This window comes from Streptomyces sp. NPDC111802, assembly GCF_055634335.1.
On record NZ_JBVKCZ010000082.1, the window covers coordinates 1 to 14,807 of the forward strand.

General features: G+C 67.1%; 9 protein-coding genes and 1 pseudogene. 2 read left to right on the top strand and 8 right to left on the bottom strand.

The genetic code is table 11. The features are described 5' to 3' along the window. Nucleotides 1-90: 90 nt before the first annotated feature. Nucleotides 91-505 (top strand): annotated as a pseudogene (locus ACZ7NC_RS42120) (metal ABC transporter permease); the annotation flags it as partial. 613 nt (nt 506-1,118) lie between these two features. Here ACZ7NC_RS42120 and ACZ7NC_RS42125 read toward each other — a convergent pair. From ACZ7NC_RS42125 to ACZ7NC_RS42140, 4 genes are all read right to left on the bottom strand, one after another. Continuing rightward, complete coding sequence (locus ACZ7NC_RS42125; RefSeq protein WP_471497067.1) at nt 1,119-1,838, bottom strand: DUF6766 family protein; 720 nt, start codon at nt 1,836-1,838, stop codon at nt 1,119-1,121. Nucleotides 1,839-1,921: 83 nt separating this feature from the next. Next, the gene (locus ACZ7NC_RS42130; RefSeq protein WP_471497069.1) at nt 1,922-2,332 is read right to left on the bottom strand and encodes a hypothetical protein; all 411 of its coding nucleotides are present in this window, start codon (nt 2,330-2,332) and stop codon (nt 1,922-1,924) included. 69 nt (nt 2,333-2,401) lie between these two features. Beyond that, nucleotides 2,402-2,617, bottom strand: coding sequence for a hypothetical protein (locus ACZ7NC_RS42135; protein WP_471497071.1), 216 nt, complete (start codon nt 2,615-2,617; stop codon nt 2,402-2,404). Nucleotides 2,618-2,729: 112 nt separating this feature from the next. Continuing rightward, nucleotides 2,730-3,440 (bottom strand): serine hydrolase, encoded by a 711-nt coding sequence (locus tag ACZ7NC_RS42140; protein WP_471497083.1) that lies wholly within the window; start codon nt 3,438-3,440, stop codon nt 2,730-2,732. A gap of 3,360 nt (nt 3,441-6,800) precedes the next feature. Between ACZ7NC_RS42140 and ACZ7NC_RS42145 the strand changes: the two genes are divergently transcribed. Beyond that, on the top strand, nt 6,801-9,362 hold the full coding sequence (locus tag ACZ7NC_RS42145) for a hypothetical protein (RefSeq protein WP_471497073.1): 2,562 nt from the start codon (nt 6,801-6,803) through the stop codon (nt 9,360-9,362). Between the two features lie 418 nt (nt 9,363-9,780). Here the strand turns inward: ACZ7NC_RS42145 and ACZ7NC_RS42150 are convergent, their stop codons facing one another. The 4 genes from ACZ7NC_RS42150 to ACZ7NC_RS42165 form a co-directional block, all read right to left on the bottom strand. Continuing rightward, nucleotides 9,781-10,410: a hypothetical protein gene (locus tag ACZ7NC_RS42150; protein WP_471497085.1), complete on the bottom strand. Its 630-nt coding sequence runs from the start codon at nt 10,408-10,410 to the stop codon at nt 9,781-9,783. Nucleotides 10,411-10,628: 218 nt separating this feature from the next. Then, nucleotides 10,629-10,799 carry a hypothetical protein gene (locus tag ACZ7NC_RS42155; protein WP_471497076.1) on the bottom strand — a complete coding sequence of 57 codons (171 nt, stop codon included), beginning with the start codon at nt 10,797-10,799 and terminating at the stop codon, nt 10,629-10,631. Next, nucleotides 10,796-11,065, bottom strand: coding sequence for a hypothetical protein (locus ACZ7NC_RS42160; protein WP_471497079.1), 270 nt, complete (start codon nt 11,063-11,065; stop codon nt 10,796-10,798). Before ACZ7NC_RS42160 ends, ACZ7NC_RS42155 begins: the two co-directional genes overlap by 4 nt. A gap of 778 nt (nt 11,066-11,843) precedes the next feature. Then, nucleotides 11,844-14,240: a helicase associated domain-containing protein gene (locus ACZ7NC_RS42165; protein WP_471497081.1), complete on the bottom strand. Its 2,397-nt coding sequence runs from the start codon at nt 14,238-14,240 to the stop codon at nt 11,844-11,846. Nucleotides 14,241-14,807 lie beyond the last annotated feature (567 nt).

Sequence of the window (14,807 nt, forward strand, 5' to 3'; positions counted from 1 at the left end):
ACCAGATACGACAAGACCGCCACCTCCTATGAAGCGGCGGTCACACTCGCGTCGTTCCTGCTCTGGGCAAGATCCCTTTGAAGACGGACCCTAGTAGCGCTGGCGGTCATGTGGCGGCCGCTCGCGTTCGCCAGCGCCGATCCCGAAGTGGCCGAGGCCCGAGGGGTGCCGGTCGGGGCGCTGTCCTTCGCGTTCATGCTCGTGCTGGGACTCGCCGTCGCACTCTCGGTACAGATCGTGGGGGCGTTGCTGGTCCTCACCCTGGTCGTCACACCCGCGGCCGCCGCGGCACGGATCACCGCGTCCCCTGTCCTGCTGCCCGCGCTGAGCGTGGTGTTCGCCGTGGCCTCCATCGAGGGCGGGATCCTGCTCGCCCTGGGCAGCAGCATCCTCATCAGCCCCTACGTCAACCATCTCGTTCGCGATCTACCTCGTCTGCCGACTGGCGGGCACGTATCGGACCCGGCGGTGGGGAGCGTGGAGAACAGCCCCCGAGTCCGCCTGACCGGGCAGCCCCAGGCGTCACAGCGATCTCATCGCCAACCCGCGATGACCGGCGCCCAGCACCTGGTTGCCCTGATGGTCCGCGCAGTACAGAGGCGGTCCAGGCAGCCGATCGCGACCAGCTCCCCGCACGGTAACTGCCGGGTCGAGGCCCGCAGCACTTCGAGGCCCCGGTCGTCCGCCGCGCCGCAGCCGTCCTCGGCACGGCACACCGCGGTCGGAACCCTCAGCGGCCTGCCCGGAGGTTCCCTGATGACGGCGGGTCATACGACGGCCGACGCAGTGCGGATCCGGACATCGAGATCCGTGACCGCGGCCGCCTCCAACCCCAGCGGTGAAGCGCTCTCGGCGGCTCAGCCCGAGGCCCTCCAACCAGGCGGCGAGGGAGTCGGCGGCGTCGATACGGGCCGGGTGGGCCGCCTGCGACGAACCCCGGCCACCATTCACGCTCCGTCTCGACCGCCCCTTGAGGGCCTGCCCCCAGCCGCCGAGCGCACCCATCTCCCAGACGGTCACCGCGAGCCGCCCACCCGGCCGCAGCAGTGCCGTGATGGGTCCGCCTCGACGCCACCCACACACTCATGTGTCACATATCGGGCCTCGCGACTGTCTGCTCAGCTTTCCACGCCGGTGGCGCCGTGGGCTGCTCCCACCGGTTTCGACTCCGGGGAGCCGCGTTGGCGCAGGTAGATCGACAGCACGGCCATTGACGCGACGGCGAGCAGTTCGGACTGCCAGTTCTGCAGGGTGCGGTTCCAGAAGTCCGCCGCGCCGAGGTAGTCGGCCCAGCTCAGCGGTGCCTGCAGCTGCCGTAGTCGCTGTTCGTTGTAGGCGGCGACGCCGGTGATCGACTGGACCAGCCAGGACAGCAGGAAGATCGTCCCCATGACCAGCAGCAGTGAGTGCGAGTACACCGCCTGTCGCCATCCGCCGGCCCGCGCCCACCTGGGCGAGTTCTCCTTCGCGTACTCGCCGACCAGTTGCTCCTCGTCGGGCTCGGTGCCGCCCTTGTGCAGTTCCTTGGACTCTGGGGAGCCGCGTTGCAGCAGCCAGACGGTGGCGCCGACGTAAAGGAAGAACTGCAGGTACTCCGACTGCCAGTTCTCGGACACGTCGACGGCGAAGTCGGACGTGGTGATGTATTCGCCGAATGAGACCTGCTGGAGCTGGTCGGTGGCCATCTGGTTGTTGAAGTCGGCGTGGCCGGCGATCGCCTGCCCGAATAGCGCCAACAGGAACGTGACCATGAAGAACAGCCCGAGCCCGTTGTCCCGCACGAAGCCACGCAGGCCCCGATGCTTCGGCGGGCTGGTTCGGGAGGAGTGCTCGGTCATCGGTGCATCAGCCCCAGGACCGCCAGATAGACGAGGCCGACCGCGATGATCACGAGAACGGCGGTGAACATGACCCTCACATCTCACCCGCCCTTGATCCGGCACTGGTACGGCTCCTGCGGTCGACGCTCGCAGCCGGCGGCCACGATCTTCCAACCGGAGGTGAAATGGGAGAGGAAGAGGGTGTCGGACAAAAGGACCGCCCGCGCCTGATTGCCGTACACGTCCGTTCGCCGCACGGCACCGCCCTGCGTCGGCGGCTCCTCACGCAGCGCCTGCGCACACGGGCTGCCGGCCGACTGCTCGAGCTCTTCCAAGGTGCCCGGCGCGAGAACGGCGCACGCCCGGTCGTACGCCCCCGCATCCAGAGCCGACTGGAAGGCGGTCACGGTGTTGCGTACGTCATCCCGACGGTCGGCTACCGCGCCGCATCCGGCGATGCCGCCGGCGGTCACCACAATGCACACGGTCACACAGCACGCTCGTCCGGCCATCGGCGTACCTCCCACCGCAGTACACCGCAAAGAGCCCCAAGTACTCGTCTAACGCGTCCGTGCATTCATTCACCCGGCCGACCAGCGGGGAGAGATGAAGAACGGGGGTACGGCCCAGGCGCCGTCTGCCGCGTGCGCGGTCGGGATGAGTGAAGCCCGTGCCTCGATGGCGTAACGGCGCCGGTGGACGCAGCGTTCCGGCGGGTCACGCCAGGAGATCCCGGTCCGGATCTTGTGGACCATCCCGTTGATGCCCTGCCGGTCCGACACGCGCGGACGTCCCATGGTGGCCCGCGGTAGCAACAGGAGCGAGTAACTCCCACTCCTGGTCGGTGAGTTCGTGGCGGGGGTATCACCCCACCATGATCCGCCCTCCGATGATCTTTGAAGACGGACCTTAGTGTGGCCAGGGCCTCACGTGTGTGCTGGCGGCGCCGACGGCTGCTCGTGCTGCGCGTTCGACGAGTTTGATCCCGCTTGTCATGGTGGGGTTGCCGCTGCTGAGGATGGAGAGCAGGTAGCGGTGGCCGTGGACGGTGATCTGGCCGGTGCTGTTGATGACCCATAGGCCCGTGGTGGTGCGTTGGTTCCAGCCGTTTTTCAGGGCCCATCGGGAGCCGGGGGAGGCGGCTGCGGAGATTCCCCAGTCCTGGTCATCGTTGATCTGTCCCATCAGCCGGCGGATGTAGGTGCGGGAGGTCTGGTTCAGCCCTTTCGGTGGGCGCGGGGAGGATACTGGTCCTCGGGTGAAGACCGCGCGCAGTAGTTGGAGCTGATCGGTTGCGGTGGTCTGGGTCAGGCCCCATCGGGTGCCGGAACCGCCTTGGGTTGCCTGCAGTCCCAGTCGTTCGTGTGCTGCGTCGAGGCCGTCGGCTTCGCCGATGGTCTGCCACAGGGTGTTGGCCGCGTCGTTGTCGCTGGTGCGGATCATTTCCTCGGCGTTCCCGCGTTCCGCGGCGGTCAGCTCGCGGTCCTGGTCCTGCGCCTGGAGCAGGAGAGCTGCGAGGATGCCGAGTTTGCTGATGCTGGCCGTGTCGAAGGATTCCTTTGTCCCGTAGGAGGCGATCTCCTGGTCGGCGCTGTCCAGGTCGAGTACCGCCACGGCCATCCGGGTGTCGCCGTCGGGCTGGAGGGGCTTGAGGGCCCGCGCGAGGGTCGCGGCCCGTCTCTCGCGTGGCGGGCCGGGGGCGGGCGCCGACGCCTGTGCTGAGTGCTGTTGTGTGCGGGAGGGGGTGCCGGCGGGGGAGCAGGCGGCGAGTGAGGCCGCAAGGGAGGCGACGGCGCAGGTCCTCAGCGTGTGCGCGCGCAGGCCGCGTGTGGGGTGTGTGCGGTTCGGTCCGTCGGGCATGGGCGGGGCAGGCCTTGGCATTTCCGTAGGAGAAAGACAGCGGGCAACCGGAAAATATGGCAAAAGGGATGCGGCGGTGGTGATCTGACACCCGGACAGGCGTGTCGTTCGCCGGAACAGCGGAGCAGCCCTCACGCATCCGGCCCATCCAGCCCGGCTCAGCCCACCCGGCCCGGCCCCGGCCGCTGCGCCACCCGGGACGGGCGGCCTGTGATTCCTCATCAACTTCTCATCCCGGCGCTGCCGCCCGCGCCCCGCTCGATCGCCTGCGGACACCCGGCCAGACCACCACCGTCTCCTCGGGGGGCCTTCGGCAGGGGGGGAGGGGAGGCGGGGCGCGGTGGAGTCCGCGCCCGTGCCGTGTCCCAGCACTCGCTGGCGGTGGGCCATGGTCCTTCGGGCGGCCCGCCGCCGGCGGCCGGTCGGTATGGGTCGTAGTGTCCGCCAGTGGCTTGCGGTCACGGCCGGTGTCCTCGCCGCCGGTCATGACAGGTCCTGGTGGACTCGGCGCCGTGTGGGTCTTGTCCTCTGGTGCCGCGCGCACTGTCGGTGGGACCTGCCGGGCCGGAGGTTGGGTGCTTGACATGCTCTCAGTGCTTGCTTCGGCGCTGGTGTCAACGTCCGACACGCGGTGGGCGTCCCGGCGGGGTGAGGCCTGCCGTCTTATTCACCGGACCGGCCTAATGCCTGCCTTCAAATCGCCGGGGGCTGCAGGTGTTTGACATGTCGTCAGCAGCGTGCCAGGGCTTTCCGTGTGCGTCCGGTTGGCGGCTGCACGTCACACGTTAGTGATCTTTGAGGTGCCGTCGGAATTGGCCGTCAGTAGGTTCATTTCCAGATCGGCAGATGTGAAAGTCCCGCCATCGCGTCACCGAGAGCCCCGGCCCGCCGTAATCGGGCCGGGGTTCCGGCGCGGGTGTTTCCTTCACTCGGAAACACCCGGCTGGGCTCGTTTTCACACTATGCCCTCGCCCCGTGATGATCGCAAAAGCATACGGCAGACAGCTGACCGGCTTTCCGGCACGGTCCGGCGTACCGGGAATCGGCGCGTTGCGTTGGGAAAGCACGCTCGACTGACGTCACTGTGGAATCACGACCGGACGAGCGCGGGAGTGCCATGGGATTGCTGTTGACGTTGGTCCGACAACTAAAACGTCCTGCCGGCCCACCGCATACCGACGGCACACTCCTGTATCGGCTTGAGGCCAGCACCGCACGCGCCCGCTATTGGGTGAGAAGGACCCCCACGGAAGCGGTCCGCCTGCTGCACCGGACCCGCGTGTATCACCTTGCCGCGGCCGCTCAGCGTCCTGACCGCTCTGCTTGCCTGGCCCCTCATCGCCGACACCTCCCCCCTCACCGCCCAGATCGTGCTCTGCACGCTCTCCTGCCTGATCGCGGCGACCATCGCCGCGCCCTACGCCACCGGCCTGCACGAGCGCGCTGAGGAAACCGTCAAGCTCTGCGGAGCCTACGGAGCGGTCTACGGCGAACTCCTCAGCGCACAGAGCCGCCGTCGACGCGGACGCCACCCCGCAACCACCGGTCAGAGAGCTCATCCAACGCCTCGACGACATCACCACACGCAAAGACGCCCTCAAACTTGCCGCACCGGCCCCGGACCACGACCAGGCAGCCGGCGGTCCCGCATATTCCGCGCAGTGAAGGCCGTCCGCAGGCCGGGCCCGGCCGGTCCCTGCGCCCACCGGACCCACGTGCGCGCAGCGCTCCCGCAACACCCCGAACGCCGAGGCGACGGCGGGCAGGAGGCACACGAAGGCCGGAGCACACCGCTGGATTGCCCGCACGAAGCCGGCACCCACCTCTGCGGGTACCGGCTTCATCGTCTGCGCCCCCGGACCCGGTTGAGGCCACCTCTCGCCGGGGGAGACATCAGGACGGGTCCGGTGCAGGCGCGCGGGGTGACGCCACCGGCCCGCGCCGTCCCGGGCGACGTCGACTTCCACGACCAGGTCCGGCCGCACCAGGGTGACCTTCAAGGTCTCGGTGGATCCCACCCGGCGCAGAGCGTCCAGCCCGTCCACGGATGGTCGCTGTCGAGAGGGTGGTGCTGCGGCCGGTGTACCGCAGGCCCGGTCAGCCACTCCTGCATGGTGCCCGCATCGGTGGTCGACGAGTACAGCGCCCACGGCGCCGAAGAGCCGGCGCTCTGCGAACAGCCCCTCCAGGGCCGTCCGGCGCTGTCGGTACGGCCTTGCTGTGGTGTCGTGGCCTGCAGCCGCAGCAGCTCGAATGGCCACGATGGGCAGGCCGCTCCTGCGAGAGACGGGCGGCTGCGGCGCCGCGACGCTGCAGCCGCCCGAACGCCAGCTGCCCCTCCTGCCACACCACCAGCCCCCCGTTTACTCCACTGCGGGTGGCCGCGGACGCAGCCGAGGGGTGTTGGTGTTCCTGTTCCTGGCTACCAGGGCACTTCCCCGTTTTCGTCCTGGAAGGTTCCTGACGGACTGTCCGCGTCGTACGACGACCCTGGCACTCTCCTGCTCTTCGACGGCCGCCTCACCGCCGGACGGGTGTAGGCCAACCAGACCAACCATCAACTACTAGACCAAAACGGTGAAGAACACCTAAATCGGATAGACCCGTCCGGCGTCCGGCAGGGACTGCTGGGCGGTTGCGCTGGCAGCAGTCGTGCTTGCGTTCGCGCTGTACGGGGCTGATGGCCACCGTGCTTGCAGCGGGAGCGGCTGTGGCTGGCGGTTCTTCATTCACGATGGTGGTCTGCGGCTGCATGGCACGCAGTGGGATCTCGCCGAACAGGAATATCTCTCTCGGGTGTGGCGCTTGACCGGATATTTTTCGCTTGTTGCGACCGCCCGCGGGAAGTGATGTGTGTCGCACTGCCGGGTGGGTCGGATAAGGCTGTCTTTGGGTTCGTGCTGTTCCGGGGACATGGTTTTGGCATGCAGAGCGCAACGTTCTGAGCCCTCGCTGGCTTCTTCTGTTTCGCCCTTGATATGGCCGGGATCACGTCTGCCCCTCCGTAACGGGGAGCCCAGTCGGCTGGGGGGTGACGGGACCGAGAGTGATGTGTTTCTGTCGTTGACAGCACGTCTCACAGGATTATCTGGCAGCAGGCACATGAGGAGGATGAGGGACATGGCACGTCACAAGAGGGTGCGCACCGGGCTGGTATCGGGGTGCGGTCCGGTTTCGACTAACAAGTGGTTACGTAATGCGACGATCGCCACGTTCATCGGAGTCACGGCGTCCGTGAGTAGCCAGCTTGTGGAAACCCCGAGTGCCAGCGCGATCGGAAGCGGGCTGGACCATTATAAGAAGAGCAAATGGGAAACAAATGCCCGCTTCGTGACGCGTATCGACACCCCCCATGGGCTGGGGACCGGGTCCTTTATTTCTCCCAGCCATGTTGCTACCGCAACACATGTGGTTGGGGTAAATACAGAACCCGGGAAGATAAAGATTACCTACGTGGGCGAGGACGGAAAAACGCACACAGCAGTCCCCGACAAGATTTACACGGGTACTGGGACATCATCCGATAAAGGCGGGGATGCCACCGTCCTCCACCTGAAAGATCCGGTGCACGGTGCCCAGTATCTGCGGCTGCCAGACGATGAAGGTATCGAAATGCCAGATTCGAAGAGTTTTTCCGCGCGAGCGTACGGATGGAAAGAGCAAAACCAAGACAAACTGGAATTCGCAAAGGCACTCTGGGCCCTCGATAAAGAGGATAATCCCACCGCCGAAGAGGTTCGAGATTTTGCCAAGGCTACGAATGGTCAGGTCTACCCTGCCGGGCGGCGTGCATCTGATCCTGTTAGCGGCAATGTTGAAGTCCATCCAGGATGGAAAAATACTTGGACTGCGGACAATGAAGTCATGCGCGACTCCCCAGACCTTGGCAAAGCGAATCCGGTTGATATAGCGCGCGCGAGGCCTACTAGAGTGGGTGACAGCGGTGGCCCGCTGATTACTAGAGATAAGAACGGAAATCCTGTGATGGTGGGTCAACTTTTTGGGTCCACTGGCAATAGCCGTACAGAGCAATCCCACTGGGTGCCGTATGGCGATGGGTTAAAGAGCGCCCTTGACAAGGCGGAAAAAGACGGAAACGGCCGGGAGGTGGATCCGAAAAATGCCTTTAAGGATCCCGACGGTGATATCCCGTCAGGCGCTTTGCGGGGTGGTGTGGCGAAGCCGGGCACGGACAATGCGAAGCCGGGTGATGGTCGTTCGGAGAGTGAAGCCGCGAAGGTGAGTCCGGAAGCAGACCATGGTGAGGTGAAGCGTGGGGGTGAGAAGCCTGAGGTTGCGGAGGCCCCGAGTGATGCTGGTGGTTCAGGGCCTGCTTCTGCTGATGGTTCGGGTGTGGTGTATGGCCATGCTGAGGATGGTTCGTGGCATGTAGTGAAGCCTGGGTCGTCGCTTGAGGGTTATGACCGTTTAGACGGTTACAGCCAGGGTAAGGACGGCGGCTGGCAGTCGATGAAGGATCCTGGGCGTTACCTGCGGGGGCAGGTGAAGCCTGTGGATGGGGCGCAGTCGGTGCCGGGCGGGAAGTCTGCGGATGCGCAGTCTGCGCAGGGTAGTGATGTGCACGGGCAGGCTGTGTCACCGGCGCCGGGTGCCGGTGACACGGCCGGCGGGGTTGCTGGGGCGCAGTCGCAGCGTTCGTCTGGGCTGGGTCTGCCGCCTGCTCAGCAGTCTCCGTCCCAGGGGTCCGGCCCCGCAGCCAGTGGTGCTTCGGCTGCTCATGCGGATGCGGGTGGTTCGACGCTTCCTGCCAGTGATGGTTCGTACAGGTGGAACGGTCAGCAGAATGGCTGGCAGGGAGACTGGAAGTACATCGACGGGCAGTGGCAGGGGGGTTGGACGAAGGCGAAGCAGGAGTCCGCCGGTGGTGGGGCGGGTGGTTCGGGCCCCGGTACGGCCGCTGCCGCCCGCGGTACTGCAGCGGTACCCGGCGATAGTCCTGGAGGTGACCGTCCGGCCGGCGGTGTGAGTGCCACGCCTGCCAGCAACGGCGCGGCCACGGGAGACGTTGCGGCTTTCCCCCGGCAGGGGCAGGGGCCTGCGCCTGCGTCTGCCGCGACTACGGGTGGGTCGCAGGCGGGGCAGGGCACGGGGCCTGCTTCTGCCGCCGTGCCTGCTGCCGGTCTGTCTTCACCTGCTGGTGCTGAGGATGGTTCGGGTGTGCAGACGAACTGGGCTGACCTCCTCAAGAATCCGACGGCTGTACCAGGAGCATCCACGCCTGCGCCTGAGACAACGACGCCTGCGCCTGCTGCTGGCGGGCAGGTCCCGGCCGCTTCTGGTACCGACACGCAGCCGGCCGCCGGCCAGGAGAACCCGGCCCAGCCGCCGTCGTGGGGTCAGCCAACTGACTGGAAGACACTGCTCGGCGGTAGTGCAGGCGGTAGCGGAGGCTCGGATCCGTTGGCCCAGCCACCTGCCCAGACGCAGGCTCCGGCTCCGGCTCCGGCTCCGGCTCCAGAGGCTGCGCCTGCTGCGGAGGCTGCTCCGGCTGCTGCAGCTGGGTCTGCGCCTGTGGAGCAGCAGGCTCCCGCTCCGGCCCCGGCTGCACAGCAGGCCGGCATTGGCGGGTCTGGCGGTGCCGCGGCTCAGGCTTATGACGCCGGTGCTGGTGTCGGCGGGTCTGACGCCGGTGCTGGTTTCGGTGAGGCCGGTTCTTACTGAGCTGGTTTCGTCCTGCTTGTGTGGGGGTGGTGGGTGGTTGCCGGTAACTACCGTGCAACCAAGCGGGGTTACGGCCCGCCAACGGCCCGCCCCCACCCGCCGACCCCAGCCTCCTGTTCCGGCCCGGTAGCCATGGCTTGTGCTCGCTGTGGTGTCCGCTCTGGCCCAGCCCGCTATCTCGCCCTCGCTACGCAGTCTGCAGCTGCTGCTGGGCCTGCTCTGGCTGGTCCGGGGGCCGGGGGGGGCGTTGGTTCGGCGGGTGGTTGGGTGGATGCGGTTAAGCCATGCGGTTAGGCCTGTTGATACCTCATCCTCATCGTCATCCTCCGCGTCGGCGGCTGGTGGCGGTGGCTATCAGCCGGGCAGTCAGATGAACTGGGCTGACTGTGAAGGATCCGTCGAATGTGCCTGGGGCATCTCAGGTTGCGGCTCTAACTGCGTCGCTCCTGTGGAGCAGACGCAGCCTGGGGCGCAGCGGTCTGGGATGCAGCTGCCTTTCAGTAGCCGTCTGTGGATCAGGGTGTGCAGTCCAGCACCGCAGCCTGGCATGCCGTAGTACCAGTCCCAGCAGGCGGAGACGCCGCAGTATCAGCCCCAGGACGTTTCGGGCGGCGGTCCTTACTGAGGCGTGTGGCTGTCTGCCAGTTGCGGGGCAGGCAGCCAGCCGCATCGGCGTGGGTTCGTTGCTGTGGAGTGCCGCGTGTCCGACTTCAGCGTGACCGTGTAGGTGAGAGGGCACCCCGCCCTGGCGGGGTGCCCTCTGTGTTGTGGCGGGTACCGTCGGGTGGGTTTCCGTCCCCGACGCTGCTGGTGCCCGCTGTTGTCGCCGTACGTGTGAACGCGGCCAGTCACGTACGAGTGAAAAGGGCCGCTTGTTTTTGAGTCGGCGGGCGGCCGCGGTCCGTTCCGCCTGAACGGCCCGGCTCGCCGCGGCGGCCAGGAACGCCGAGCCGAGGTGGCGGCCGGTGGCGGCGTCGAAGACTTCGATGGTGTCGTCGTGATGGGGCAGATGCCGTACCGACACTCTGGTGCCGGTACGGCCGTTCATCCAAGGGGCGAGGTAGCCCCGGCGGCGCCACCGCACCCCGCTGGTGCTGATCGTGTACGTACGCCCGTCGTCCTCCAGAGCGAACGTCGCCAGCTGCCCCGCGGACACGTCCGTCAGTGGGGTCGGATCGGCTTACCACGCCTGGAGGGGGGTTTTCCCGTTCAGCGCGGCAGGGTGGTGGCGGGTGTTCCACCAGCCCGCCCAGTCCAGCAGCAGCCCTACGAACGCCTCGTCAGCGGCGGGGCATCGGGGTCGGCGAGCCGGCCGCCGGTGAGTTTCTGACGGCCGGTATACCGGGGGAGCGAGACGAGGAACATCCTCTCCACCGCGTCGTTCAACGCCTCGACCGTCCCCTTCAGATGCGGGGTGCAGGCGGGGAGGTCGGTCACGGGACGGCGAGCGCGCCCATCGCCGCGGTGACCGTCTGGCACAGGAATTCTTTGCCTCGATCCACCCGGATCTGACCGGGCAGCCCGCCCACCGGACCGAACGGCCTGGTGCGGGTGATCGCGATCCGCAGGGACGCCAGCACCGCGTCACGGCTCGGCGTGTGAGCGGTGACCGCCGCCCCGGCGATCGCCTTGGTGGCGCAGTCGACGAACCAGGTCACCCACGGCGTGGCCAGCTCACCCTCCACGTCGACCTCGACAGGCACGTGCTTGTGGTCCCCCTTCCCACGCCGCGTTGCGGTGCGCCGCCGGCCGCTGCCCGAACACGTCATGCGCGCGCCGCGCGGCTTCCCCGCTCTTCAGCCCGGCCCGTTCGCCGCGGGTCAGGTCCCGGCGGATCGCCCGGTGCAGCGTGGAGAGCGACGGCACCGCGGGCGCGTCCCCCCGGCCGCCCGCTGCACCAGCTCGGCGTGGACCCGGGAAGCGTTACCGCCCCACAGCGCCAGCAGCCGCCGCACTTCTGCGGTGACCGTGAAATGGGACGACTCCACCCGGGCAAGGCGATGATCCTCACGGGCAGCGGCCAGCCATCGCCATACCGTCCGCTCCGACTTCCCAACGCCTGGGCGACCAGACGCACATGCGCGGATGTCAGCTCACCGCGCCCGTCGAGGTCCAGCAGCCGGGGCATCGCGGCCGCCCGCCCCAGCCGGGACGGGAACACGGCCGACGGGCCCCCTTCGAAATACCCATCCTGCGTTCCCGGCACGGGGCGGCCCCCTTCCCACAAGCACCGCACGGCACGGCTCGCCGTCCTGGTCCCAGGTATCCCAGCCCTTCGGCACCCAACTGACCGGTACCGGCAAACCACTGACAGCCGCCTTCGCCATCCAGTACAGCCGTGCCGGCGTACGAAGCCGCACGGCACTCGACCAACTCGGCAAGTCGCCCCAGATCCCAGGCGCTACACATACATCAGTCCGATGACACCGGCCCGGAGCAGGAAAGCTTTCAGCGCCGGAACGCTCGGGCCCCCGACACGGGTCAGGCTGCGGCCCACTCGAGTCCGAGGTCGGCCAACTGCGCGAGTTTGTCAACGGTGAGCTTCGCGCGGCGTCCCTTCTGGTTCATGATCCAGACTCCGAGCTTGACGGAGTGCTCCTGGCCGTCGACCTCGACCGCCTCTACGTGGGTTCTGGGGACGGTCACCGAGCCCGTACGGGTCTTGTACTGCGCCAGGGCCGCCACGCCTTTCTCGAAAGCCCCCATGGGCGTCGTGGGCGGCTTCGCGGGCGTCTCCGGCTCGGAGGCGAGCGGCGTGATGCCGAGTTGCTCCAGGCGTTCGCGTTGCCCGTCGTGAAGGGCCTGCCAGACCTCGGGCTTGCGCTGCCGGGCGAGCCATTTCCCGATGTCCATGCCGTGGACGGTGAGGCCAGGCAGGACGTCGGCCTGGCCGTCCTCGTCGCGTACGAGCTCGCGTAGCGCGGCGTAGTGCCGCTGCCACTCCGGCGGCCACGACGGGTTCCAGTCCTCATCGACGGCCTCCAGCGCGGTCTTCCATTCGGGGTGTCCGTCGAGGGCGCCGGGGCGGCGGAGGTTGGACAGCCACTGTCCCACGGGCCGGTCGAGCATGGTCGCGGAGCGGGGTGCGCACAGCGTCCAGTGCTGCTCGTAATAGGCCTTGGCGGCCTCCAGGTTTTCCTGGAACCGCTCATCTGCCAGGGACCAGACCATGCCGAGCTGTTCGAGTCGCCTCGCGCGTTGGCCGGTCATCTGTCCGGCTGCGTAGGCGCGTCGTTGTTCTGCGACCCATTGTCCTAGTGGTGTGGCGCCTTCGCGGTGGCCGTAGGGCACGCGGGCGTTCCCGACCCGTTCGACGTATGTCTTCAGTTTTGCCCAGTTGCGGGCCCAGTCCTGGCGTTCGGTGTCGATCACGTTGAAGGAGACCCAGTCGGCGACCATCACGGGATCCCTGGGGGCGGCGAAACGGAGCAGCAGGCGGGATTCTTTCTCGCCTTCCGCGGGCGCAGAGCCGATGTTCACGGACGGTTGCGCGACGTCCTTCTGAGGCTCCTGCGGAATCGCCAGCAGTTCCACGACCTCTTCATCATGAGCCCGCAGACCCTCAAGCACTTTCACCAGGGGCCGATACGATCCTGAGATGAACATATCCTCCGGCTGCTCTCCCGGCTGGAGAAAGACCGGCACGATCAAAGAGGCGAGCTTGCCCTGTCCCGGCTTCTGCCGCAGAGCGCGCCCGATGGCCTGGACGATGTCGTGCGGCGCTCCCTTGGGGTCCAACAGGGCAACTGAATCCACGCTTCGAATATCGACGCCCTCGCCCAAAACACGACAGTTCGAGAGCACGGCCCGCTGCGCAGTAGACCCGAACGAGCCGAGAACCTCCTGCCGGCGCTGAGGGACGTGCTCGCCGCACAGCCAGTTGGCCCAGATCCGAGCCGGGTACGTCTCGGGCTGATCCGCGTGCAGCTTCGCCGCGACGCGCTTCAATCCTTCCGCATACGCCTGTGCCTCGATGGTCCGGTGGTGGAAGGTGATGCACGTCGACAGGTCGTGCTGCGCCATCGTGTGCAGCAACGCGGCCTGCAAGGCCCCAAGACGCTGCCCCCGCACCTCTTCCGTGTGCCGCTCCTCACCCATCAGCCGCTCCGGGGTGACGACCGGATCCTTCAGCTCCAGCACGATGATCTGGTATCGCGCCAGCAAGCCTCGGGAGACGGCAGAGGCGAGCGAGAGCTTGTACAGGACGGGCCCGAAGACCTTCTCGTCATCCATGCTCGCCGCCATCTCCCGCGGCAGCGGATCCCGCACCCCCTCAGCAACCTCCCGGCCCAGCCGCTCCTCCCAGATCCGCGGCGTCGCCGTCAGATACAACCGCCGGTACGCCGGGATGACGCTCTGGTCGTGGATGTCCGCCCACGCCTTACCCATCGAGCCCGACGTCCGGTGTGCCTCATCAACCACCGCCAAGTCCACGGGGTCCAACTTCTGGCCGTAGACGCCCTCGAACGCCTCCGCCAGGACTCCCAAGCTGGCGTACGTCGCGTAGACGGTGACCGGCCCGGAGCCGTGCCACAGCGCCAACTGGATCGGGTTCGTCGTGGAGCGCACCTTCAACGACCACAACTCCGGATCGTCCTGAAGCGAACACACCGCAACCGCCGGCCCCTTGTGCCCGGCCCCGTGCCACGCCCTCACCGTCTGCGCCAGAAGATCCAGCGTCGGCACCAACACGAGCACACGCCCCCTGGGCACAAGCCGCCTCGCCGACGCCGCCGCCATGATGGTCTTCCCCGTCCCACACGCCGCGTGCACCTGACCACGAAGACCATTCCAAGGAATACCACCCGGCGGAACATCAAGACCCCGCACAATGGCGGCAACGGCCTCGATCTGGTGATCACGCAGCTTCACGGCCATGCCCCGTGTTCTCCTTTTCGCGGAATGTAGCGCGTAATAATAAATGGAATCCAGGCGCAAGGTGCGCGGTGGTAGGGGTGTAGCACCCCAGACTCTACACAGTCATGACTCGTGATGCATCATTCGTACGTTAACTTTGCATCCGAAGGTGGCACAGTGACTCAATCTCACCCACGAACGGCCGGTTGTCCTATATGCTGACAGGGCGTTGGCAACATGTCGGGGACAGTCAGACGGTGGGGGAGGGTTCAGGGTGGAGCGCAGCGGAACCCGTCACTACGACGAGGCCGGCACCGCGTCAGGCCGACGGTCCGTCACATCCGTTACAGGGGTGAGCACTGGGAATCCCAAGCCCTACACAGTCCCGCGCGTGATGCACCCACCCCTTACCGCCAGCCCCAGGAATCCCGCTTGCGGGATTCCCCCAATTCGCGCTTGCGCGAATTGACACGCACTCAGAATTCCGCTTGCGGAATTCGATTCTCGCGCTTGCGCGAGAATCTGGCGGAGCGTCAGCGGAGCCGTTCCCTATGCAGCGCGCCAGCGCTGCATATCCCGCTCCGCGGG